Annotated in this window: 18 protein-coding genes and 1 pseudogene; 16 read left to right on the top strand and 3 right to left on the bottom strand. The window is 48.5% G+C overall.

The features are described 5' to 3' along the window. Positions 1 to 256: 256 nt before the first annotated feature. From M0Q40_08630 to M0Q40_08640, 3 genes and pseudogenes are all read left to right on the top strand, one after another. Positions 257 to 647: pseudogene (locus M0Q40_08630) on the top strand (DDE-type integrase/transposase/recombinase). Between the two features lie 938 nt (positions 648 to 1,585). Further along, a complete protein-coding gene (locus tag M0Q40_08635) occupies positions 1,586 to 2,137 on the top strand; it encodes a LemA family protein (GenBank protein ID MCK9222670.1) in 552 nt (183 codons plus the stop codon). Between the two features lie 27 nt (positions 2,138 to 2,164). Then, positions 2,165 to 4,015: a DUF2207 domain-containing protein gene (locus M0Q40_08640; GenBank protein MCK9222671.1), complete on the top strand. Its 1,851-nt coding sequence runs from the start codon at positions 2,165 to 2,167 to the stop codon at positions 4,013 to 4,015. A gap of 490 nt (positions 4,016 to 4,505) precedes the next feature. Here M0Q40_08640 and M0Q40_08645 read toward each other — a convergent pair whose 3' ends face one another. From M0Q40_08645 to M0Q40_08655, 3 genes are all read right to left on the bottom strand, one after another. Further along, on the bottom strand, positions 4,506 to 5,429 hold the full coding sequence (locus M0Q40_08645) for a sugar phosphate isomerase/epimerase (protein MCK9222672.1): 924 nt from the start codon (positions 5,427 to 5,429) through the stop codon (positions 4,506 to 4,508). A gap of 305 nt (positions 5,430 to 5,734) precedes the next feature. After that, positions 5,735 to 5,926, bottom strand: a complete 192-nt coding sequence (locus M0Q40_08650; GenBank protein ID MCK9222673.1) for a helix-turn-helix transcriptional regulator — start codon at positions 5,924 to 5,926, stop codon at positions 5,735 to 5,737. After that, complete coding sequence (locus M0Q40_08655) at positions 5,923 to 6,246, bottom strand: hypothetical protein (protein ID MCK9222674.1); 324 nt, start codon at positions 6,244 to 6,246, stop codon at positions 5,923 to 5,925. Before M0Q40_08655 ends, M0Q40_08650 begins: the two co-directional genes overlap by 4 nt. A 749-nt stretch (positions 6,247 to 6,995) precedes the next feature. On the opposite strand from M0Q40_08655, the gene M0Q40_08660 reads away from it, so the two are divergent. The 13 genes from M0Q40_08660 (at position 6,996) to M0Q40_08720 (ending at position 24,920) form a co-directional block, all read left to right on the top strand. Beyond that, positions 6,996 to 7,931 (top strand): dihydrodipicolinate synthase family protein, encoded by a 936-nt coding sequence (locus tag M0Q40_08660; protein MCK9222675.1) that lies wholly within the window; start codon positions 6,996 to 6,998, stop codon positions 7,929 to 7,931. 18 nt (positions 7,932 to 7,949) lie between these two features. Beyond that, complete coding sequence (locus M0Q40_08665) at positions 7,950 to 9,119, top strand: exo-alpha-sialidase (protein ID MCK9222676.1); 1,170 nt, start codon at positions 7,950 to 7,952, stop codon at positions 9,117 to 9,119. A 217-nt stretch (positions 9,120 to 9,336) separates the two neighbouring features. Further along, positions 9,337 to 10,611, top strand: a complete 1,275-nt coding sequence (locus M0Q40_08670; GenBank protein MCK9222677.1) for a sugar ABC transporter substrate-binding protein — start codon at positions 9,337 to 9,339, stop codon at positions 10,609 to 10,611. Positions 10,612 to 11,279: 668 nt separating this feature from the next. Then, positions 11,280 to 12,326 carry a LacI family transcriptional regulator gene (locus M0Q40_08675; GenBank protein ID MCK9222678.1) on the top strand — a complete coding sequence of 349 codons (1,047 nt, stop codon included), beginning with the start codon at positions 11,280 to 11,282 and terminating at the stop codon, positions 12,324 to 12,326. A 282-nt stretch (positions 12,327 to 12,608) separates the two neighbouring features. Continuing rightward, positions 12,609 to 13,637 carry a Gfo/Idh/MocA family oxidoreductase gene (locus M0Q40_08680; GenBank protein ID MCK9222679.1) on the top strand — a complete coding sequence of 343 codons (1,029 nt, stop codon included), beginning with the start codon at positions 12,609 to 12,611 and terminating at the stop codon, positions 13,635 to 13,637. Between the two features lie 1,130 nt (positions 13,638 to 14,767). Then, on the top strand, positions 14,768 to 16,558 hold the full coding sequence (locus M0Q40_08685; GenBank protein ID MCK9222680.1) for a hypothetical protein: 1,791 nt from the start codon (positions 14,768 to 14,770) through the stop codon (positions 16,556 to 16,558). Positions 16,559 to 16,699: 141 nt separating this feature from the next. After that, positions 16,700 to 17,257 (top strand): hypothetical protein, encoded by a 558-nt coding sequence (locus tag M0Q40_08690; protein ID MCK9222681.1) that lies wholly within the window; start codon positions 16,700 to 16,702, stop codon positions 17,255 to 17,257. Between the two features lie 86 nt (positions 17,258 to 17,343). Beyond that, positions 17,344 to 18,582, top strand: a complete 1,239-nt coding sequence (locus M0Q40_08695) for an extracellular solute-binding protein (protein ID MCK9222682.1) — start codon at positions 17,344 to 17,346, stop codon at positions 18,580 to 18,582. Between the two features lie 236 nt (positions 18,583 to 18,818). Further along, positions 18,819 to 21,734: a hypothetical protein gene (locus tag M0Q40_08700; protein MCK9222683.1), complete on the top strand. Its 2,916-nt coding sequence runs from the start codon at positions 18,819 to 18,821 to the stop codon at positions 21,732 to 21,734. 392 nt (positions 21,735 to 22,126) lie between these two features. After that, the gene (locus M0Q40_08705; protein MCK9222684.1) at positions 22,127 to 22,954 is read left to right on the top strand and encodes a sugar phosphate isomerase/epimerase; all 828 of its coding nucleotides are present in this window, start codon (positions 22,127 to 22,129) and stop codon (positions 22,952 to 22,954) included. Between the two features lie 941 nt (positions 22,955 to 23,895). After that, entirely contained in the window at positions 23,896 to 24,156 is a 261-nt protein-coding gene (locus tag M0Q40_08710) for a hypothetical protein (GenBank protein MCK9222685.1), read from the top strand. Positions 24,157 to 24,177: 21 nt separating this feature from the next. Further along, positions 24,178 to 24,381, top strand: coding sequence for a hypothetical protein (locus M0Q40_08715; protein MCK9222686.1), 204 nt, complete (start codon positions 24,178 to 24,180; stop codon positions 24,379 to 24,381). Further along, positions 24,360 to 24,920 (top strand): uroporphyrinogen decarboxylase family protein, encoded by a 561-nt coding sequence (locus M0Q40_08720; protein MCK9222687.1) that lies wholly within the window; start codon positions 24,360 to 24,362, stop codon positions 24,918 to 24,920. The genes M0Q40_08715 and M0Q40_08720 overlap by 22 nt, the downstream gene beginning before the upstream one ends. Positions 24,921 to 25,077: the final 157 nt, after the last annotated feature.

The following is a 25,077-nucleotide window of genomic DNA, read 5'->3' on the forward strand; positions in this document are numbered from 1 at the left end:
AGGTTCTTCCACTGTCAGTGAAGATCTTTGTAATGGCTGCTTCATACTCCTTTTGCTTGTTATCCCGTCTCTCTTTGGTTTTCAACCAGTCATAGTACCCACTGGTTGAGAAATTCAGCATGGTGGCCCACTTTGTAACGGGATATTCAGTGTTCTTTTGAACAAAGAGATATTTTACTTCAGATGTTTCGCAAAGTAGGCCGCGGCTTTTTTTAGCATTTCGTTCTCCATTCATAAAGGACCAATTGCATTCCAATCCCACTGTGCCACCGACCCAAACCAAGTCTGGATGTGGGACATAACATGGTTCCCTGGACCAGTCAGAGGAATGTTCCATTATCTCTATTGTCCTGGATCTCTTTTGCAGAAAGATTGTTGCTTGGGATATCTGGACGGAGGAATCCGCAGATAATGCAAGTATCCTCATTCGCCGTGCAGTCTTGTCTGAGCAGCTAATCCTTAGTAGCAGACCGTTGGTTTTGCACTCGGATAACTCCGATAACGGTAGTCCAATGAAGGGTGCAATACTACTTGAGACCTTGTACAAGCTTGGCACAACACCTTCAAGAAGTCCTCCCGGCGTAAGTAACGACAACCCGTATGCGGAGTCGGTATTTAGAACGTGCAAATATCGTCCAAGCTATCCCTACCGGGATTCACAGATTTGGAGCATGCACGCTCTTAGTTCTTACTTTTGTACAGTGGTACAACATGAACACCGCCATAGCGGTGGTATATGAGCGCAGTTCTTAGGTAGCCATCACCTACGAAGTTGGTGGTAGTCCTTTCGGAGTTATGTGCCTGCACCCCTAAGGAAAGCCCAGGTTGTTGCCTGGTAGACGAAAAAGGATTAAGAGCTAGTTAATGCTGCAGCAAGGATTACCGAGTTAGTGCTGAGGACCTACAGATCAGGACCTCTAGCCCCAATTTCCAAGACCCCCGGACTAGATCAGCCGATTGGTCAATCAAAGTATGCCTTAGTGCGGAGCCGAAGCAGGGGACGTACCCTTACAGCGGTGGTGGGGTGCTATTCCCATCGGAGATGATGAGGCTGGTTTAAAATGGTGGGGTAAGGAGTGCGGGATTAAGTTGGGGGTACCGATGCCCCACGGTTTTTCGATAAGGATTACTAACAAAAATGGGCTTCCCTTGGTTAGGCATGCTTGAAAGAGCCCCAAATAGACATGCCCTGTCAGGGACTGAAAGGGTTAGCTCTAAACTCGGTGGCAATTCCTCCCACACACTTTAGCGATTTGTCCTTATTACCTAACCTAGAGGGTTTGTCTCGACAGTTCGAACTTGCTCAAAAGGGTCCAGATGACATGGGTTTGAGATTTGGCAAAGCCAATAATGTGCTTTCAATTATTTCCCCGTTCTGCTCTCCTAAAGGTATACTACTGCATCCATTGTCCGGGGCAGAATATGTAGGAAAGGTTTAGTCCTTTGTTGTGAACTCCATCTTCTAGTGGGTCCGGAACATGGGCAGACTACCGAAAATATTTCGGCGGTCTGCTGGGTCTCAAGGAATTAGGATTGTCTCTGTGGAATAACGCAAAGAAGGACTATTGTGAAAGGATGATTTCCGATGAACTGGTTTCTTGTGATTCTAGGTGTAGTTGTGATCTACCTAATCTTCTTGTATAACGGGCTAGTCACTCTGAGAGAGCGAGTCAAAAACGCTTGGGCCCAAGTGGACGTGCAACTGAAGCGACGTTATGATTTGATTCCTAATCTGGTGAATACGGTTAAGGGATACGCGGCCCACGAGAAGGGGACCTTGGAAGAGGTGACCAAAGCGCGTACTCAGGCCATGTCAGCTGGTGGACCCGCCGAGGCTGGTCAAGCTGAATCTGCCCTAAGTAGTACTCTGCGGACCCTGTTTGCGGTGGCTGAGAACTACCCGGAGCTGAAGGCTGATGCCAACTTTAGGGAGTTGCAGAAGGAGCTTTCGGATACGGAAAGTAAGATCGCCTACTCGCGCCAATTCTATAATGACACAGTCCAAAAGTATAATATTCGGGTCCAACGGTTCCCCGCTGTGCTAGTAGCTGGATTATTTGGCTTCCAGAACGAATCCTTTTTTACTCTGGATGAAGCAGCAACGGAACGGCAACCTATTAACGTGGACTTTTCCTAGGGACTCTATCTTGAGGGGGCAAAGAACATGATGAAGTGTTCTAAGCATTGGTGGTGGGCGGTTTTTCTTTTGCTGCTGCTTTCTTTAGGGACACAGGCAGCATCAGCCCGAAGCTACTCCTTTGAACGATTGCGTATTGAAGCATGGCTGCTGGAGGATGGTAGCCTCAGAGTAGAAGAACACCGTACCGTGCGGTTCAATGGTCAGTTCTCAGGTCTGTACCAGTGGATCGATACCTCGGCCAAAATTACCGTGCGGGACATTCAGGTGCGGGAGGGTGATCGGTTATATGAACGGAACCCAAGGGCGGAGATCGGTCCTGCGGGGACTTTCTTTGTACGGCAGGAGCCCCGGTCGGTCTATGTGGACTGGAGCTATTCAGCCCGGGATGAGGTCCGTACCTTTACACTAAGTTATGTACTCGGGCAAGCGGTGAGTCTGCATGAAGACGTAGGTGAATTATACGTTAAGTTCGTGGGGGATCATTGGGAACAGAAGACAAACCAGGTGGAAGTATTGCTGCATCTACCCCCTGGGGCTAGTAAGCAGGATGTGCGGGCATGGGGGCATGGACCGCTAAACGGTGTGGTGGAGATCCTTGATGGGCAGAGGGTTCGCTGGACTGTAGAGCCTCTGCCGGTTAAGACCATGTTAGAAGGACGGGTGACCTTTCCCAAGAAGTTGCTCCAGGCCTCTGCTCCCTATGCTGTGATTACCCACCGACAAGCCCTAGATGACATCCTAGCGGAAGAGCAGGCCTGGGCCAAGGAAGCAAACCAGGCAAGGTTCCAAGCGCGGCTGAATTGGGTGCTGGCTGTGTTGATTGTCATCGGTTCCCTAGTAATGGCTATTCGTGCCTATTTGCTCTGGGGCAGGGAGTACAGGCCACAGTTTGATGGTGAGTATTACCGGGAACTGCCAAAGGACTACTCTCCAGCGGAGATGTCGGTCTTGTACTATAACGGGACCATATCCACGAAGGACCTTACGGCCACTGTCTTAGACTTGGCCCGGCGGAAGTGGATCAAGATCGAAGAGATCACTCCCGAGAAGACGGGGATCCTTAGGCGGCGCAAAGATACAGATTATATGATGACTAGACTTGAAGGTGATGGTAAACCCTTAGCACCCCATGAAAAAAGAGTGATGGATCTCCTATTTGACACAGTTGCCAATAAAGAGCAGGGCTCGGTTAGCTTTAAGGATCTAGAGGACTTTGCGAAGAAACAGCGAACTACCTTTGCCTCGTTTTGGCAGCAATGGCAAAGCTCAGTGAAATCCCGAGCAGAACGCCATGGTTTCTTTGACACTACTAACGCGGGCCCAAGAAAGAAAGTCTTTCTTTTGGGGGTGCTACTTCTTGTCTTGGTAATCCCAGCGTTTATCATGAATTGGTTGGCCACGGGCTTTGCTTGTCTAATCGGTGGGTTCATCGTCATCTTGGGAGGAGCTTCGATTCATCGTCGTAGCCTTGAGGGTGCTGAGGACTTTGCCAAGTGGAGGGCTTTTCGTAAGTTTCTCCTGCATTTCTCCGAGATTGAGCGCCGAGAGATCCCATCACTGGTTATCTGGGAGCACTACTTGGTGTACGCCGTATCCCTTGGTGTTGCTAAAGAGGTCATCAAGCAACTACAGGTGGTCTATCCGGGATTAGAGGATGACGGTTACCGGTTCGGTTACGGTTGGTATTATATAGGGACGCGGGGTATGGGCAATTTCGAGCGGAGTCTTAGTCAACTCACAAGCTCCATGCAAAAAAGCTTCCAACAGTCCATCGCGGCAGCAACTGGCCAGAGTGCTTCGGGCAGTGGTGCTGGTGGTGGATTCTCCGGAGGTGGAGGCGGTGGTGTCGGAGGTGGAGGTGGCGGCGTCCGTTAATAAGCTTTCCAGACCTGCGAGGTTTGGTGTCTTTCCGTAAAAGGTGTGTCTAGGGCGTAGATTTTGCAAAACAGGTAAGGGCAGAGCACAAGGAATCGGCAGTTAGTTGCAGTCTTTGGGATGAGGGTCGGCACTTGATTCTCTAGTAGTGCTTTGTGTCAGCAGACTTACTCCCCATTGTCATTGGCAGATAGTTTCTGTGATGGGGCCGCCGGTAGATGCAATGGGGAGTAAGTGGTACTTAAGACCACTCCTGCTGGCGGGTGATAAAAGACCCAGATGGAACCAAAGGTAGTTCTCACTTGGAGACCGGTTCCACCTGGGATTTGATGTTGGCAATCAGGGTTGTTTCAGGACCGAGCCCCCAGGCATCTCATAAAGACAGCTGAACAAGGACACACGGTTCGGTGGTCTTGTCTACTGGGGCGTATTCGTTTCAGGTCTGGGACAGTTTTCGCATGCGATCACATTTCCAGAAGCCATTCCTACTCTAATAGGGACTTGGCACAAAGTCTCCGCCCCGGCACTCTTTTAAGTAATGCAGGGAACGTACTTGTCCGGTCATCTCCAAATCACCCCGATAGACAGGATCATGAAAGCCCTCGATATCGATGGTGCCTTGGTAGTTGGACTGGCGCAAGATTGTGATCAGGTCTGTCCAGTTGGAGTCTCCAAAACCCGGTGTTCGGTGCCAAGCGTATGCCTTTGGTCCGTTGATCCCATATTCTCGGATAATGTCCCAGGCGATGGTGGCGTCCTTGCCGTGTACGTGGAAGATCCGATGGGCCCATTTCCGAAGCTGGGGTACAGGATCAATGAGATTAACCAGTTGATGACAAGGCTCCCACTCCAACCCGATATTCTCAGCAGGGAGTGCATCAAACATCATTTCCCACGCGGTGGGGCCATGGGCGATGTTCCAGCCTCCTCTATGCCAATTTCCACCCATACCGCAGTTTTCAAAGGCTAGGCGGATCCCCTGATCTTCCGCCCGTTTTGCTAAGGGCTCGAAGACTTCGCGAAAGCGCGGTATGCATTTTTCTATAGGTTCATTGACGACCCTTCCGGCAAAGCCAGTTACCAGATCAGTGCCAAAAAGGTGTGCATGGTCAATGAGCTGTTTCCAGTCATCCACAGCTTTGTCATTATCCTCAACCAATGCGTTATTGGAGACGGATAGGCTCGAAATCACAACATCGTGTCCTTCCAGTATTTCCTGTAATCTTTGGGCTAGTTGGGGTAAATTAATATCGCCAATGGTTTCCCAGAAGGTCAGACCAAAAGACTCAAAACCTAATGGTAGAATCTGCGGGATGACCTTAAGTGCCATGTTCCCAGGTACAAGCGTGCCGATACGTAGTTTGTGCAATGTTGTTCTCCTTTCATGATGTGAGATAGTGTACAATAAAAGCATAATGCATATTCGGCATAAGGTCCATAGATAATCTTGTGTGTTTCCTATCTTGTGGGGGTGCGTATATCGGTCGATTTAGACAGCTTGTGGACGCAAAAAGCATATCGAATTCATGGACTCATGTCAGCAGTAGTTGTTTTCAAAACTTGATGCTTTCTTGGATTCGTTCCGAAGCCTACAACGATATGAATTATGGAGAATTCGTTCAGGAAGGGCCAAGTAGCGAATCTAGAACGATGTGGTAAGGCCTTGTAATCTAAGGACCCTAAGACTAGAAACCGATCACAGGGGCTAAACCGTAGGATCTAGTCCAAAGTAAAAAGTGCCTCCACAGAGCTATCCAGTACGCGAGCTAGTTTCATCGCTAATGCTAAAGATGGATCGTATCGGTCATTTTCGATGGCAATGATTGTTTGCCGTGAAACGCCTACGAGATTAGCCAAATCCTCTTGACGTAGTCCCTGTTCCTTTCGGATTTGCTTAATGATATTCCTCATGGTCTAAACACCACAAGACTGATGAAACCGATTACTAACGCAATGATTAGGATGATTACCGAGAGCTTGAGTATGGGGGTGTCCTTTAACTCACCATCTGCGGTCATCCTATGTTTGTAGTATAGTTGTGCTACTAGCAGAACTATGTTTTGCGAAATCAAGATCATGAAAGGTCTACTTAGAGGCTGTCTCATGATAATGTTATCGTAAACCATGGCAGCCAGTAGTGCTAAAATCACAAATGCATAGGCCCATTTCATTGCCTGGAGTTGAATGAACCTTTCCATTTCATCTGCCTTTTTAAAGCGTTGCGTTTTCATCTTATCCCTCCTAGAATGTCAAATGTTCTTTACATTTTCACTGTACAACGCTCTTCCAAGGATGTCAAGAACTCTTTACATTCTGTGTTTTCTTACCAAGGTATAGACAGACAGTCCAATTGTCTCCCCGGTTCCTGCAGAAGTAGGCCGTCAAGGGAGAGGAGGCTTTGCTGCAGGATTGCATTGTGGGAGGCTTGAGGATATGGTTTTGGGCGTACGGGTGCCTGCTATGGGTTACTAAGGGAAGAGATCCAGCTTTTATCTGATACAACTCATGTCAAAGGAAGGAGTTCTGAAAGGAACAGCGAAATATAAGTATAAAGTAGGTTAACCGGATATACCAACAAGGACGGATAGGACAGTTAGTCTCTGCGTAAAGTCAATGATAGCAAGGTATAAACGGCTAGTCATGGATGGGCTCGGGAAGGCATACAATAGAAGAGGGTTTGGATGTTGGTTAACGATGGTCATGGCACAGCAGTGTAGCAGAGGTAGTCTGACATGCCTAAAGACGACCACAGACAGGGTGCACGGAACAAGCTAGACTGTCTTAGAGTGCCGAATAGCGACGCATAGACACAGAAAGAATAGGGTTCTGCAGTTGAGGTTCACTAATGGTAGGAGAAAGCGTGTGGCAGCTCATTGAGTCAGATTAGCTATCACGCGGTATATCAGCTATGGAGTCGGTACATCGTCTTACTTACACATTGTTTGCTGTTGAGAGAATGGGCGCTTCCTAGGGTCTTTTGGTGGAGCGACTACGATGGAACATGGGGGAGAATATGGATAACATAAACCGAGCAGGTGCACCGATCCAAGGCGTCATGTCCTTATTGCTTACACCTTTTGATCACAACAAGTCGATTGATTGGCAGACTTACGAAGCATATGTCGATTGGCAGTTGGCTCAAATGCCGCATGGACTTTTTGCCGTATGCGGTTCAAGTGAAATGAAGTGGCTTACCATGGAGGAACGATTGGAACTGGCAGAAAGAGCAGTATTCCGTGCCAAGAAGGTACCAGTTGTTGCTACTGCTAATCTCTTGCCGGATTGTTCAAGGCATCGTGAAGAGCTACATAGAATGATTGACACGGGTGTATCCGGGGTTGTACTGGTTCCACCTTTCGGTCTTGGTAGGGAGCCTTCGAGACTTGAAGCATACTTTGGTGCTTTGATCGAAGCCTCTACAGTCCCTGTATTCTTATACGAATGGCCTCAAGTGGAGCCGTATCTCATATCCCATGAGAGCTTCTCGCGGTTAGTAGAGTATGGCGCTCTTGGCATCAAGGATACCACATGCACCATCGAGGGGATCACCTCTAAGATCCAGTCTGCACCCAACGCAGTCGTCTTCCAAGCTAATACTGCATTTGCTACCGATGCCATTCGGGCAGGGGCAGGAGGACTAATGGCAATAACCTCTACCTCAAATACCGATCTGGTCGTTCGTTTTTGGGAGGCTCTCGTCGAGAAGGATACAGATAGGGAGGCAGCTGTTTTGCAGAGAGAACTTGTCTTTCTTGATTCACTTCTCATTCGGGCTCATCCTGCTGCTGCGAAGTACATTGTTCGCCTACGCGGTCTAGATTTTCAGCTGTATACCAGATGGCCAGTCAACCTTGAACCTCAGGTTTTGAAAGCAATTGATATCTGGTATCACGATACGATTGCCTTCGGTCTATAGCATGGGGGGGATTAGAGGATGAAAAGCAACTCCGTCAGTAACTGCTTTGTTTCACCGATCACCAACTGTTGGGGCGAAAAAGAACAGATCGAGATTAATACCGAATGCAGACTCGTGTTCCGGGGAAGCAAGGGGGCTGCATTTAACCATCATCCGCAGATTACAGCTGCATTTGGTCGTTTGTACGCGACTTGGTCATGCGGGGACTTGGATGAGGACGATGTAGGACAGCGGATGGTCATGTCAGTCTCCGAGGATGGTGGAGTAACGTGGACTACTCCTTGTACTATCGTTGAGCGTGCAAACGCTGAGTACGCGCCAGCAGTCATAACAAATGGCGGGATCCGGGTATTTCAGGATCAGCTGATAGCTTACTATGGTTACTATGAGTTTACCAGGGCAGGTCTTGCTGACGGACGCCGGCAGCAGAAGGGTGCGGGGGAGGCACCGGTGGATCAATGGTGGCATCAGAACACGTATTGCGGTGCAATGGTCTCCGATGATTCGGGTGTTACGTGGAAGGATCAAGGGATTGTGGTTGATCGATTTGTTCCCAATTGGGGTCCACATTTAACTAGTACCGGTCGACTGATTATGCCCGGCAATCTATGGTTTCCCTATACGGACGATCCCGTTGGTACGAACCCATGGTACGTGACCGGATTACCTAGGTTACCTGACTGGTACGTCGATGATCCCGAGGGCTTCCATAGGGGTTGCCGGTATCGGGGTGATGCCCGTGAATACTGTGAAGGGTCGTTCTTCGAAACAGATGATGGCGTACTTCATATGATGCTCCGGACCAACCAAAACCGTTTAGCAGTCTCAACAAGCCATGATCACGGACAGACGTGGTCTGAGCCTTGCATGACATCCTTTGTTGACGATAACAGCAAGCACATGTTTGGCCGGCTCCCTGATGGACGTTTCTACGGACTCAGCACACCGAAACCAAATTCAGGTCGTACCCCTCTTGTTATGGCCTTAAGTGAAGATGGTGTTGTGTTTGACCGTCACTTTCTTTTAGGAAGTGAACCTTGCGGCGTTCCTCGGATGGAGGGTTTGCATAAGGGCGGGCGTTACGGCTATCCCCACTTGATCATGGTGGAAGGGATAGGGTTTGTCATCTACTCCGTCTTTAAGGAGGACATCGTGGTTTGCCGATTCCCCTTGAATGCACTGAAATAGCCATAGGAGTGGGCTTGTGAGAGAGTACGATCAAATAAACAGTCTGTAGGTACCTTACATCCGTTCTTAGCATTGACCAGCGAAGTGTATTAGCTACATTCTGTTCTGCCTGGGCTTTTGCGGAAATACGTCTTCACTAGAGGGGGTGGATTAGGCTGGCGTTCATATTATCCCATACATATCCAAATATATGATTTAAGAGAGGAGATGAAACATAATGAAATTTCATTGGAGAGTAATTATTGTAGCCCTGTTCATTCCACTTATGCTGTCCTCGTTAGCTATTGGTGAAAAGGTGCATCTCACCTTTATGACCTTTGGACCAGATAGTCTGATCGCTGGATTCCAGCAAGTAATAGAAGGTTTTGAAGAGGAAAATCCAGGAGTGAGTATTGAACTCCAACCAGCCACAGGACCTACTGATCTGCGAGACAAGGCCTTGGTTGCCTTTGCCGGCGGAGTAGGCCCAGACCTAATTGGCGGAGATGATGCGGTCGCATATGCTTTGATGGCTGCCGATGGTCTGCTTGAGTTAAGTGACTTGATTGAAAGTGATCCGCATATTGGCCAAATCGAGGATTCGTTGCTGCCGGGTCTTTGGGAAATGGCCACATATGGTGGCAAACGATTTACAATTCCGATGGGGGTAGCACTGGAAGATTGGTATATCAATGTTGATCATTTCAATACATCGGGTCTTGCTCTTCCCACTGAGGACTGGAACTGGGATCAGTTTCTCCATGTGGCCAAACGCTTGACGATGTACGATGGGAGCGAGATTGTCCGGGCAGGCTATGTCCTAGAGGTCCACGCATTACATGAGATACTACCGTGGATCATCCAAGCTGGCGGGCTTCCCTTCGACGACTGGTCTAATCCCACCGAATCATTATTTAGTACTCCGCAGGTAAGGGAAGCCTTACGGTTCTTGTATGATTTGAGGTGGGAGCATGCGGTTGTACCTAGGCCAGGCGAGCTTCCCGGTGGAAGTGTGAACATATTCATGCAGGATAAGGTGTCTATGCTGACCCATTGGCCTGCCCGGGTTGGGCAGTTTGCACGGGCCGAATTGCCATTTAAGTGGAAGGTCCAGCAAGCTCCACAGAATAAGGAACGCGCTGTCATTGGAGCAATAGATGGCTTGAAGATTGGTTCACAAACGAAACACCCCGACATTGCGTGGGAGTTTCTAAAATACCTTGTGCGACCAGACGTGCAGCGAATTCTGGCCCCCAATTTCCAGATACCAGCTGTGCAAGAGGTGGCGATGTCCGATGACTGGCTTGAAAGTCCTGTCCCGGGTGTAAATAAAATTGCCTTTCTCAAAGATGCCCAGTTCCTGTATAATCGGGCTCAGAACCCGGCTGTTGCTTCTGATGTGGATCGGGTCTTCTTAGAAGAATGGAACATGGCCTTTGATGGAGGAAAGTATCCCATTGAGCACATGGTTCAAAGTGTAGATGAGCGTCTTAACGCCATCTTGACCAAGTAATCAAAACCTAGTCCAATGAATAAGGGTAAAGGCGGGGAGGCTCTTTTTCCTGCCTCTACCCTCAATGGAATTTGTATTGTTGTAGTGAATGTCCTTGCTCATAACCCGATATTTTCAACCAGCCGTCAGATCCCAGTGTGTGTCATCTGATCAACGCTAGAAGGTCCTGATGATCTGTGATGATCGACCAGAGCTTCCTTTGTACAGTTTTCGCCCTAAGCAGGGCATGTTCTAGGTCAGACTTGGTGAACAGCAGGGAATCGGGAAACCAAAGACTGTGTTAGGGAGCGTGGCTTATCATAGTTTAAGGAGATAGAGACAGGAAAGGGCGAGAGATTTTTAAGGCCTACCAAGACCGAGGGCACAAAGGCATCGGCACAGTGGCTTTTGGGAAGGCTGCAGGTTTGAGAGTAACCTAGGAAGCTAACTAACGGGAGAAAAGGTTAGTCGCAGGTGCTATCAAACCTGATTGCTGGTTTCATCGACAGGTACTTCGTGGTGCGGCAAGGAAGTCTAGGACATCTGGACTAATACTCAACGACGCTGATTTGCACACAAATTCATGAGTCCCTAGTCCCCCCATGCTTGCGTTACTTGACGTTTGTAGCCCACTCCTTTAGAATAAGGTATAAGTGCTTAACCTTAGTATCACATGGAGGATTATTACAATGACCGTATCTTTGAAAGATGTTGCAGAGGAAGCCGGAGTATCGGTTTGTACTGTTTCGCGGGTAATCAATAACACATATAGGCACAGGGTAAGCGATGCCACCCGGAAACGGGTATTGTCTGTAATTGAGGAGCTAAACTACGAGCCCAATGTTAGTGCAAGGGCCCTTGCTAGAAAACAGACGTTCCTGATCGGTCTGTTGGTTTCAAAGTTAGCGGCTTCCTTTATGGCTGAGATTGTCCAAGGAATACAAGATGAAGCGGACAAATCTGACTACAGCCTGTTGTTCTATAGTACAGGCGATGATGTTACCAAGGAAAAGGCGTGTTTTGAAGCCCTGCGGCGGAAGCGGGCTGATGGTATCATCTACATGGCAGGTGCCTCATCCTTTTGCGGAAGCCATGAGGGAACAAAATACCTAAATGAACTAACCGGACGCGGCATCAAAATGGTGCAACTATGCTCTAACCATCCTCAACTTAGCTCTCCCTATGTCTTAGTAGATAATGAGGCCGGTGGATATATGGCAACGAAACATCTTCTTGATCTTGGCCATACCCGTATTGCCCATTTCCATGAACATACCACAAGGGAAGGTCAGGAACGATACCACGGATATAAGCTGGCTTTGGACGTGGCTGGGGTACCCTGCATTCCAGAACTGGTTGAGCGATGTAGTTTTGACTGGAGAAGCGGCTACGGTGCGATGGAAAGGTTACTGAATGGCGCCAATCCTCCTACGGCGGTCTTTGCCTGTGATGATATGTCCGCGTGGGGGGCAACCCAAGCGGCAATTGATCGGGGAGTGCGGGTGCCAGAAGATGTGGCTATAGTTGGCTATGATGATCTGGCTATTGCAGAATTTATGCCTACGGGTCTTACGACTATTCATCAACCCAAGGGAGATCTAGGTGCAGCTGCAGTTAAACTTCTTTTGAAGCAGATTGACGGACAGCAGTCCTCCAATATTGTGCTCCAACCGGAATTGGTGGTTCGTCAGTCCTGTGGTGCGTATAGTGGACCCCGGTTTAGCGCCTTAGCGTAATAGACAAACAGCATTTGGATGCAATAACGTAATAGCCTAGGTTTTGCAGAGGTATTTCCTGCCGACTTAAGTGACTCTTGCCTTTTTGTAATTCTTTGCCCTTTAGAGGAAGGAGTTTCAGATCAGATGACGAAATGTATTTATAAAGGTTAGGTTAAGCGGATATACCAACAAGGGAAGATAAGCTAGTCAACACATCTCTGAAGGCTATTACAGTAAGGTATAACCGCCTAATCATGAGGGGACTTTTGGAAGCATAGAATGGGATAGGGGTGTTAGGTGATGGCGAAGTTGAAGGTAGGGGTAATTGGCTGTGGTGCGATTGCGGAAGCGGTACATATTCCTGGTTACCGGCGCATCAGTGATAAGGTGGAGATCGCGGCGATCGCAGATATTGATAAACAGATCCTAAATGATGTTGGGGATCGGTACGGAATCAGCGATCGCTACCTCGATTGGCATGATTTGATCCGAAGAGAAGATATAGATGCTGTAAGTGTTTGTACCCCCAACTACCTCCATGCAGAGCAGACTATTGCTGCGTTGGGTGCGGGAAAACACGTCATGTGTGAAAAGCCCATGGCTACCAGCGTTCAAGAGGCACAGGCCATGTTACAGGCAAGGGATGCTGCGGGCAAGAAACTCTTTGTTGGTTTCACCCACCGGTATATGCACCATAACATTAGGGCCAAACAGATCATCGATGAAGGCGTGATTGGCTCTCCATATATCATGAGAATCAGGTTTTCCCATGATGGACCCTACAAAAGCTGGTCTGCAAAGACCGATTGGTTCTTCGATCGAGAGAGAGCAAAGGGCGGAGCTTTACTGGATATGGGGATCCATGCCATTGATCTAATGCGGTGGTTCTTTGGCGAGGCCACAGCGGTCAAAGCTAGTTGTGGTACCTATGTTAAGGAGATAGATGTGGAGGATACTGCGATCCTGATTATTGAGTTCGGCTCGGGGAAGATCGGCTACATCGAAGTCGGGTGGAGTACAAAACCGGGAGCCATTGGTTTTGAACTGTATGGCACCGAGGGTACGTTGATCAATGACTATTCCACGCCCCTGCGTCTGTACCTGCCAGAAGACAAATCGCGTATCTTCAATGTTGATGACTTTAACGAAGGATGGGTTGAGATCAAAGACTGTATTGGTGGCGGTTGGGATACGGAGATCGAGCAGTTTGTAGACAGCATCCGGAATGATATCCCAATTACTACTGGAGGAGAGGCAGGCCTTGCAGCAGTACGAATTGCAGAAGCTGCCTATCAGTCTGCCGCAACCGGTAACCGGATTGACCTATAGCTGCAGGATTGCCATGGGATAAGCCAATAGGGGGTTACGGCGGTACTCATCGGATTCTTTGGCTCCAGGTACCAATACCTTCCATGGGATCTTTCGAAAAAACAGACAGTATTAATGGTATAGAGAAATGCCTTTTGTGAGACGCTCTGTTTTCTGTACCTTGAAAACTTCATAGGCGGATTGGTCTTGGGGTCAATTCCTCCAGGACCCGAAGTCGATGGGCATACTAGTCCACAAATTCCCGGTTGACAGGTCGAAGTAATATTTACTATGTTCATAATGTTGATTAGATTACGAAAAATGAACATGTTTGTTGCTAATATCCTCTGTAGACTTGGGATTTATGTCGGAATTCCAGACTTTGACGACTAGTGAGGTCTTGGATGCTTTAAGGTCTGTGCTGTGGCCCGATAAAGGAGCTTTGTCGGTTCTTACGGTCCCTAGGGGTAACCAACTGTATCGAAGTTGGGGTTTATCTCTGTGGCCCTACGTCCGGGTGGGGTGTATCGGGCCACTAGTCCACTTGCGTTGTGGCTAGTCAGACTACGGCCACTAGAAAAAAGTTTATGATCAATCGTTGTGAGAGGATCATTGTATTGAGAAAGTTGCTGGAGCCGGAACAAGATAGGTTATCGCAGTTGAGTACAATGTGCTCCAAACACTGATCACGGTTGATTGTCTCTGAAAAAGGAATACCGCACGGCTTTGGTGAGCTTCCCTTAGGGCATGATGCGAACCTGGATTTAAACGCTCCCTATACTTAAGCTACCGCGCATAGCCCCATGGTGCTACTTAGCACGTCGGTGTGAAACCCAACTCTCTCATGAACCACCGAAGTATCCACGACCAAGCTGGGTCCATAGTAGTGCTTCACAGGGTACCTTGGAGTTACCGGAGGAGACTTTCTATAAGTGCAGGGGGTGATCTATGCTGGATTTGAGTATGCAACCGGTATTAAGCTTTCGCTTTAGGTGCTGCGGACTGAATAGAATCAGAGCTTTGTGCACATCGGTTTTGTGAAAGAAGAGGTGTAGCGCCCCGTATATCCCTAACAGTTAGATATGGCAGGGGAGTTGTTACTAGATAGGGACCCGAAAAAGGGGTCTTGTAATGGCGAAGGAGGAGTCTAGTTGCTTACCAGAACGAGAATTCCGTTAATGTTTCTTGCATTTTTCACCCTAACGATTATGGTCTTACCCCAAGTAATCAAGGCTAGTGCTGTACCTAGTGTGGTCTACTATGCCTCGTCAATGAGGGAACTAAGGTCCATGGATGTACCTACGGATAAGACGATTGTATTGCTTGCGGGGTATTACTATCCTGACGATGGAGGAGCTGGCCTTTTTTACTGGGATAGTGCGTCCCGGGAAGGGGACAATGGAGGGACGATTATTACTCCCGGGGCTAATCCAAGCTATGGTAGGTGGAAGAGGTTACTTACCGATGACCGGGTGAACGTGAAGTGGTTTGGGGCAAAGGGAACACAGACCGATGATACGTTAGCGATCCAAGCCGCCATTGATAGTCTACCGCCCCGGGGTGGTACGGTCTATTTCCCCGGTGGTGATTACCGCATTTCCCAAACGATTGTCATTGGGGATGGAGACGGTGGGACGGCTTTCTCTACGAGAAATGGCATCAAACTAGTCGGTGAAGGCGCCGGGTTTGCTGTATATGATCCCTACCGGGTACCAACAATGATTACTGCGTTCAAACCGATGCCCGCGGTCATTGATGTGCGAGGCCGCATTTGCGATGTGCATATTGAAGACATCTTTATTAGTGGTGCGCTCCAAGCTGATGTGGGGATTAAGCTACAAGCGATCAGTGGCACTGTCCTGAAGAACCTCAAGGTTGCGCAGTTTAAGGAGATTGGCCTCTTGATTACAGGGGGTGCCGCACCAACTGGCAATTACAACATCTTCAATCAGTTTGATAACCTCTCTGTTGCTTCAACTCAGGATGGGCACATTGGACTGTACATGGATGGTGACTACGGTGTGCAAAATGATACCTGGTTAAGCTCCTTTAGGACCTGCCGGTTTGATACCGCCAGTGCGAAGAATGCCATTGGTGCCTGGTTCAAATTCGTAGATTCTATCTCCTTTTACCGGTGCCATTTTGCCTGCTACGATCCGAGCTGCATTGGTATTATCTTTGATGCCTTAGATAATCATAACTTTCCCTCCGGTATGGCCTTTTATGACTGCTCTATCTACAGTATTGAGGTGTATGAGAACTTCAACCACAAGATCAGAAAGCAGTACTTCTACGGCTACGGTACCTATGACAATGAGAAGATTCCCACTCATCCAAAGCTAATTGGTATCACCGATGACGGAGGCGTGTTTAATCTAGAACTACCCAGCACTACGCAAGTAGTAGAGGCACCGGTGGAGGTAGCTGCCAAGGAGGAGCCAGCAATCCCGGCAGCCGACAATGATGGTTGGGTGCAAATATATCAAGAAGACGTTATTGAACTTGGGCCCTATGATCGGCTCTCGCGGTTTGAGGACCTTGGTGCGCGGGATTTTAAGCTAGAGTGTGAGGTCAGTATAGAAGAAGGGGCCATGTTCACCTTCATGTTTCGGGCTGCGAATAATCAAGCCGACGGGTATGGGTTGATCCTACAAGGCAAGAAAGACTGGTGTGGCTTCTACCGAATGGATGGCGGTTGGGGCCTACGCGAATGGCTCAAGCCAGTGCACGAGGACGGCATGCCTCCAGGCCAGTGGCTCAAACTGACCATGGAGGTTGTGGGCAGAGAATTGCGGGCAGAGGTCGAGGGAATTACGGAACTCTACTATGAGGTATTAGAGGATACTTCTGATGACTATCAGGCGATGTTTCTGCGAAATGTCTTGGGCAGCATCAAGATCAGAAACCTGCGGATCAGCGTACCTGATGGATCAGCAAATTAACCGAGCGCTAGCAAGCTTACAGTACCGGGGGTGATCTTTGGGCTATTACTATCCTTACCTGGTTTAGAATGCTAGGTGATTTTGATCAGCGGTGTTTAATGATGTGTTCTTGCAGTAGATACAACGAAGGAGGATTAACAGATGCGAAGTAAGAATTGGTGTTTATCTATTTTGGTAGTGATGGGTGTTTTGTTGTGTGTTAGTGCTGTAGGATTAGCTAATGATGGTAGCCAGTGGGTGGAGATTTACCAGGCCGATGAGATCATTCTAGGGCCCCAGGACGGACTGCGTCCCATCGAGGGTGTTACCGCAGGAGACTTCCGGTTAGAGTGTGAACTCCGTGTGGATGCCGGAGCCATGTTCACCCTGATGTTCCGGGCGATACCTAACTACACCGATGGTTACGGGCTCAATTTACAGGCCAAGAAAGATTGGAGCGGATTCTACCGGATGGATGGTGCTTGGGGCTTACGGAAATGGTTAGAACCGGTATGTCCCGATGGGGTGCCTGCTGATAAATGGTTACAGGTAGTTGTAGAGGCTGTGGGTGATAAGCTTAGCTTGAAAATAGCTGACGTAACGGACCTTTCCGTTGATGTATCCGGAGATGGAGCTCCCGATGAGGGCGTTTTCTTCCTAAGGAATGTCCTAGGCGGGATGACCATGCGCAATGTGAAGATCAGTGTATTGAACAAGTAGGGCCGTAAACAGGTAGAGCCTATGGAGCAAGTCCAACTTGAATTAGTTAGCTCAGAGGTAAATTCCATAGATGTGGAGGTTAGATTATGAATAGACGAATAGGCTATCTAGCCGTTTTGCTGGTTCTTGTACTAACCCAAATTGCCTGTGCGGCTGAAGATACCATTGTGATCAAGCATGTGTGGTGGGGCGGAAACCCGGACAATGTATGGCAAGTTGCGAAAGAGCAGTTTGAGCAGGAGCATCCGAATATCGTGATTGAACTAGTACCTGGGGTGCGGGATGATATGATCATGTACAGCGCCTCTGGTCTGGTTGATACTATGGTCGTGGATGCCCCTTGGTTTGCAGAATTTGTTGAAAGGGGTATGCTCCTACCCTTAGATTCCCTACTTGAAGCAAGTGGAGGAAGGGCATACCTTGAGGAAGACTTCTGGCCTGGGAGCTATCGCTGGCTGGAGCGGGGCGATGCACGATATGGTCTGCCCTATGTATGGGCACAATCTGAAGTCCTTTTCTATAACAAGAATGTAGCTGCGGAAATGGGGCTACAGTACCCCGATGAGAATTGGACTTGGGATGATCTATTGGCCCAAGCCAAGAAACTAACTACTGTGGATAAGCGGTGGGGCATAGACTTCGCCAGATGGGGACGCAATGGTGGCTCTCTTAACTGGCTGCTACAATACAATGGAGCTGGTTATACGGATAGCCAAATCCTGCCTACTAGATCCAACCTAAGCGATCCGAAAACGTTGAAAGCGGCGGAGTTTTGGGTAAGCTTAGTTGCCGAGCACCGTGTTGCCCGATCAGACTCCGTATGGGATGTCTTTGAACAGGCAAAGTCGGCCATGGAAATCGGTTGGTGGGGACAGAAGGGTGATTGGCGGAATCTACCCTTTGATTACGACTTCACCACGGTGCCCTTTGGGCCAGATGCCGGAGATGATCTGCGCTGTGCTTCCGCCATGCATGGACTTTGTATTGCTTCAAGCTCGCCCCATCCCGAGGCAGCGTTCCAGTGGTTGCAGTTCCTTCTTTCCTCCCCGATCATGACACTAGGAACAGCAAAGGGAGGAGGCATTCCAACCCGGGTTTCCGTAGCCACTAATCCCGAATGGTTGGATGCCGATGGACACAATAATGCGGCTGCTTTGACGGCCCTAACCTACGGTGTACCACATACACCATTAACATCAGCATGGCAGGACATTGTCGATATACTCCAGGAGCCTGTTGCCCGTGCCTTCAAGGGTGAGGCCAGCATTACCGCTGTACTGCGGGAATTCGATGAGATCGTTGATGATGTAATCCAGGGGAAATAGTCCCGAAATGTACTAAGGTGTGGTATGGGTAGTAGGTCGCAAGCGCGACCTGCTACCACCTTCCTAAAGTCCGAAGTTGATGTTAACTGTGTAGGGTATCTCTTTGTAACTTCTTTTCATACGTTGCTTCCTTGGATATGATCTCGAATCAAGAGGAACAAGTATACTAACGTTTATTCCGGTTACGGCAAAGATAGATTTACGATAAGGCTTTGGTGGCGGAGGTGTCTTGGGATTTGCGTAGCTTTGGGGCAGTGCCCTTTTGGTTTTGGAATGGAGAACAGGTTGAAGATGAATTGGCCAGTCAGATGCAGTTTGGTGCCGCGTGGGGATTACGTGGCTTTGCGATCCACGGTCGATATGGTAATCAGACTGAGTATTTATCTGAGCGTTGGTTTGCACTAGTGAGGTTTTGCTGTGAGAAAGCAATTGAGTTGGGACTGGAGATTTGGATTTACGATGAAGACGGTTATCCTAGTGGTACAGTTGGGGATAGGATCCCTACCATGCGTCCGGACTACCGACAGCAATATCTGTGGTTCGAGTGCACCACGGCACTACAAGCAAGAGTAGGTGCTAACACGGTACGGGTCTTTAGCCTTGACGATCCTAGCGAGCCTTTGGATCTGGCGGTTCTTCCCGATGATGCTAGGGTGTTGGCCTTTTCAATTCGGTACTGGGATCGATATATTGATACCCTAAACCCAGAGGTTGTAGAGACCTTTATCTCCATGACCCATGACCGATATGAACAGGAGCTAGGGGAATACTTCGGAAACCCGATCACCCACTTTTATACCGATGATGTGGGATTTCATCATCTACATCAGGGTCTAGCCTATACAGGCTCCCTGGAACAGATATTTTCCCAAACCTATGGGTATAGTCTCCTGGATCATCTTCCTGCCTTGGTGCTGGATCTACCTGGCTGTGAGAAGATCCGGATGGATTACCGCCGGTTGGTTACCAATCTGTTCTGTAGCACCTTCCAGGAACGGCTGTATAACTGGTGTGAGGCAAGGGGCCTTAAGGCTACGGGGCACTTATTCAATGATGAGGGAGACATCGGCAAGATCGTTAATTCCGTCGGTTCTACCATGCAGTTTTATGCCCGGGAGCATCTACCTGGTATTGATGATTTCTTCATGCGCATGCCCGATGGCGCCTATGCCCACAAGCTTCGTAATGCCAATGGAGTTATTCCCATTACACTTTACAAACAGGTCTCTTCGGTGGCCAATCAGCTCAAAGGGGGTCACTGTAGTGCGGAGGTATTGACCTATCTTGGTTGGGGAGTCAGCCTAGTAGAGCAGCAGCTGTTGCTGAACCTAGCACATCTGTTGGGCATCAATGTGTTCTCCCAGCATGCCTTTTATTATACCGTTGGCGGCATCGCTAAACGGGACTGTCCTCCCAGTTATTTCTTTCAGCAGCCCTATTGGGACCTAACCTCTGCATTTCAGGCAAAACTGGCCCGGAGTACGAGACTGCTAACAAGAGGAACATACAAAGCTGATGTGCTGATCATGCACCCCATCTCCTCGGCCTGGGTTTTGCACAATGGTTCTGATATTCGCCGGGATTTCACAATTCCAGCAGATACAGTTGACCTATCACCAAAAAGTTCCACCGGCATCGAACTCGAAGATGTCTTTGCGAGCATATCCCTAAAGCTTTTACAAAACAGGATTAGCTTTGAGTATGGTGATGAGGAGATCCTTTTGGAGTGGGCTTTTGTTTCCAATGGGTATTTGCAGGTGGGAGATATGCGCTACAAGACGGTCCTGGTGCCACCGGTAGTCAACTTATATGAAAGCACCGTGAAGCTGTTGCAGGAGTTTAGTCTTGCGGGCGGTGATCTCATCTTCATAGATCCGCCTAAACGACTCTTCATAGATGGCAGTCTGTGGGACTACCCTGTGGTTGGCTCAGGGGATAATACCCTGTTTCCCCATGCGAGGGTGGTAGACTCTTGTAGTGCGCTTCTAACTAGTCTACCTGCGGATATTGAGTTAGAAGGTGATGATCTTTTGGAAGTGATGGTACATACCAGAGTGGTTGAGGACAGATGCGAGTACTTTCTTGTAAATCTTTCCCCTGAGTATCGGACGGTGTCTGTAACAACGCCTGGTAATTGGGCCATCTATGATCCAGAAACGGATAAGACCCTTTACTGCGGTGCAGATTGGCCCGAAGGCTTTGCGTTACCTCCTTGGGGTTGCTGCCACATATTGCCCTACGAGTGTGTTGGGAAGGTAATCCCTGAGCCACAGCCTGAGGCACTTGGTAGAAGTCTTTTTCGGTTGTCTTCTGTTCAGCAACACCAAGAAGTGATTAAGGACTGGGGGATTCATCGCGCAAGGGAGAACATCTGTGTGCTGGATTATTGCTGCGTGTCTGAAGTGGGTCATTTACTTTTGAGGCAGCTAGGCGAGTTGCCAAAGATGCCAGAGACGATCATGGTGGAGTTTGAAGCACTGACAGATACGGTAACGCACCTCATGGGTGAGAATCTTGATCAGTACTCACTGTGGCTTAATGGTAAGTCCATAGGGGTGGATCATACATTGACGCACCCTTCAAACAAAGAGTTTCAGCTAGCACCTATCGGTGGAGCAGTAGAGAAGGGACTAAATACGTTGGTTGTCTCCCTAGGCGATTGGCAGGGAAGGGTAGAGGACTTTCATTTACTCGGGGAGTTTGCTGTTTGCTTGAAGAAGCAGGAAGAGAAATGGTACCCAGCAATTTTGCCTGTGGTTAATCCAGCCTTGGGTGATCTGGTTACACAGGGTCTGCCCTTTTATTGGGGAAGTGTGGTATACGAAAAGTCCATCACTATAGATAAGGTAACCGGTGAGGAGTGGCTGGATCTAGGTGAGGTGCAAGGGGCCGTGGAACTGTATGTCAATGATGCTAAGACGGCTGTACGGATGTATCCGCCATACCGGTTTTATTTAGGAGATGTGCTTAAGGTGGGAACTAATAGGATCAGTCTTCGGCTTTTTAACACGGCACAGAATCTTTATGGGCCCCATCGGAATCTGGCGATTATGGAAAGTGTGGTACCACCGGGTGATGAGCATGCGACGTTGCATGATTCTTATAGCTTGATGCCCTTTGGCGTATATGGACCGGTCGTCCTTACGCGGTAATGCTCTTTGGTTAACTAAAGGACAGGCGGATCAGGATTGGGCTGGGTTGGAGTATATGCGCATAGCTTAAGGTTTAATAGGAATGCCCCAATTGGGCAGTGGGTCACTAAGGGTAACCCAGGGTTTGGGATTCTGTCATATTCTATCTGGGTATCTAGTGTTGGTTTGCACAAACATAGTTGTTTGCTCATCACAAGCAGAGAGATTGACTAGGTCTTATGCGAGCAAAGGAGCCATTCCACTTGTCGGGACGTTGGTGTAAAGCGTTGCTTAAGGTTCTACTGATAGCTTCACCGGTACTCGTCAGGTGGAATAACATGGGCTCTTAAGACGATTCTCGGGGCCTAGTGCTTTTAGGAAACTCAAATTGGAGAAGGGGGGCTTTTATACTAATGAAGCTTGGATTAAGTATGTGGAGTGTTGTAAGTCTATATGGGAAAGGGTTTACCGTAAAGGATTTTGCGCACTTTGCCGCAGAATTGGGTGTTGATGGGGTGGAGCTGCTTGATTACTTCTGGACTGATAAGGCCACCGAACCCAATGATATTGTCAAATTGACTAAAAGGCTTGGCTTAGATATCCTATGCTATTCGATTGACAATGATTTTGTGAATGCCGATGCTAGTGCTAGGGAAAAGATGCTGGACTATGCGAAGCGGGAGATTGACCTAGCTGTAGCCCTAGGGGCTCCGGTGATCCGTGTATTCTCCGGCAATGAAAAGGACGGTATAGACTTTGATACAGGTTTTGCCTGGATTGTAGACGGTTTGCGAGAGGCTGCTACCTATGCGGAAGAAAAACAGGTGGTGCTGGCCTTGGAGAACCACGGTACCTTTGCCGGAACTAGCGCACAGATTGAGCGTATTTTAGATGAGGTGGGCTCACCGGCTCTAACCTCAAACTTTGACACAGGCAACTTCATGCTGTGCAAAGAGAATCCTAAAAAGGCGATGGATCGGTTGGCCCACAGGGTAGGCCATGTGCACTTCAAGGACTTTCGCCGCGCGGATAGTAGTGAAACAGTGGGTGTTTATACAGGAGTTGACGGGATCCGTGTGAAGGGGACTACTATTGGTGCGGGTGATGTAGATCTGCCATACATAGTAGAGTCCCTAAAACAAGCAGGCTACCAGGGTTCCCTTGTGATTGAGTACGAAGGAACCGGGGATGTAAAAGAGGATATTCGTAAGTCAGTCGCGTACGTAAGGAAACTGCTGTAAACGCAGCTTTCATGTTTAGCTGGTAGTGGTAAGGAATAAGCGTGCTTCAGAGATAGACCAAATGTAGTAGTCCGGGTCCGGCTCGGTGCTGATGGGCTACTACATTGGTCTAATCAGTAAGACCCTTGAGGGCCCCCAAAAGCCGACTGAGAACAGATGAAAGGACTAAGCCAATAGCATCGATGGCAAGATAATGGATGCCATCTGGGTGGCTTGGCAAGACCGATGTTCATAAGTCTTTCTCTGCTGAAATAGGAGTTGCGGATTATCCCAAGGTAAGGGCGAGCAGGATGCAACTATTCTGTAGCCTAGACAGACTATATTTGGAAACGGATCTCTAGTAGTGTCCGGCAGCAAAGGAACATCAAGTGGGACGGTGCCTTGGCTGCCATGCATCCACTGTTGTGGTCCGGCAGGATTGGATGGGAGGGGGAGCGCCTGCTTGGAAGATTACATACCAATAGAGTAAGAAACGATTCTTTGACTGTTGATCTAAAACTGCCCACTGGTTTTGTTTTTATCCCTGTATAGACAAGAATACAGCGTATGAGCTTACGGGCCTGTGGTTTTTTATCTCCATTCTACATATGCCTAACGTTCTTTGCTTAAAGATAGACTTCAGAGTTGATGTTGTGGTGCGGAACTATAGCTAGAAATCTACTCTGGTTTTTGAGCCAAATCAAGTATTGTACCGAAGATATCCTAGTAAGAAGCTAGTGGATACCACCAGTCTCCAAGTTACCAGTATGGGTTGTGTCGGTGGTTCACTGGGTTTCTACATATATGTCGGTTCGCATTAATAGGCTTAAGAAGTATTGCCGGCACAAGATAAATCCAGATATCGCATCAGGGGCAGTATTCTTACTGTCTTAGTCAAGGATGCACTAGGAGGCGGGGCACTAATCCCGGTTAGTACAGAATACAGATACGGAGGAATGGGATTGAAAAGGGAACCTGATTTCAGCAGATTAAGGAAAGTGCTTTTGAGAGAAGGAGAGCCCGATGTAGTACCTTTTTACGAATTATTTGCCGACCAGGAAGTCATCAGTAAGGTTCTTGGCCGCCCATATCAGGGACTAAAAGACCGCATTGAATTTCAATGTCAGCTTGGTTACGATTTTGTCTGTCTTTTCCTAAATATTCCTTTGCCTATGCACGGACAGGCCAGCACGAGCGATACAGCTGAGTTATCTAAGGGTTAACGTTGCTATCGAACGGCTGGTATGTGTAGTATCGCAAACTGGGAGGATTTTGAGAAGTATCCATGGCCTACTGTGGCACCAGAGTATTTTGAGGAATTGGATCTGGCTTTGAAGGAAATGCCTGAGGGAATGAAAGGTATCGTGTTGACTGGACACGTACTCGAAGATCCGATGGGTTTGTTTGTGAGGGCTTATCCTATGCTTTGGTCGACCAGCCGGACTTAGTTGATGCTGTCTTTGAGCGGATCGGTAGATTATATGAGCTGATCTACGAGTATTGTGTCCAGCACGAGGCAGTGGGTGCCATGTTGATCTCCGATGATTTGGGCTTTCGTTCGGGTACAATGATTTCCCCGACGGATTTGCGCAGACTGGTGTTCCCTTGGTATAAGCGGTACTGTGACATAGTGCATCAATATGATAAGCCTGTGATCCTACATTCATGCGGTAATCTCACGGAGGTTATTGGAGATATTGTTGATTGTGGCATAGATGCTAAGCATTCCTATGAGGATGTCATTATGCCCATCAAAGAGGTCAAGGAGTCCTTGGGTGACAAGATGGCAATCCTTGGAGGGCTCGATGTAGACTTCCTATGTAGGGCTAGTGAAGAGGAGGTGAGAGTCCGCACCAGAGAAGTACTAGAGGCATGCATGCCTGGTGGTGGCTATGCATTGGGTACAGGAAATAGCGTGACTAATTACATACCGATTGCGAACTACCTGGCGATGTTAGATGAAGGACATAAGGTGGGTAGATACTAATCGGCACAGAAAAGGGAATTGTCTGCCGGTGGCCTAGGTCGAGCCTGCGCTTAATGGCCAGTTGCACGTAAGTTACCCCAAGACCTAGGTAAGTTTCCATAGCCTGTCAGTTAGCTGCTTCCCTAGTCTCTGTAAAGGCAAGCGTTCAGAGGTGAGG

It is taken from the genome of Limnochordia bacterium, from assembly GCA_023230925.1.
GTDB lineage: Bacteria > Bacillota > Limnochordia > DUMW01 > DUMW01 > JALNWK01.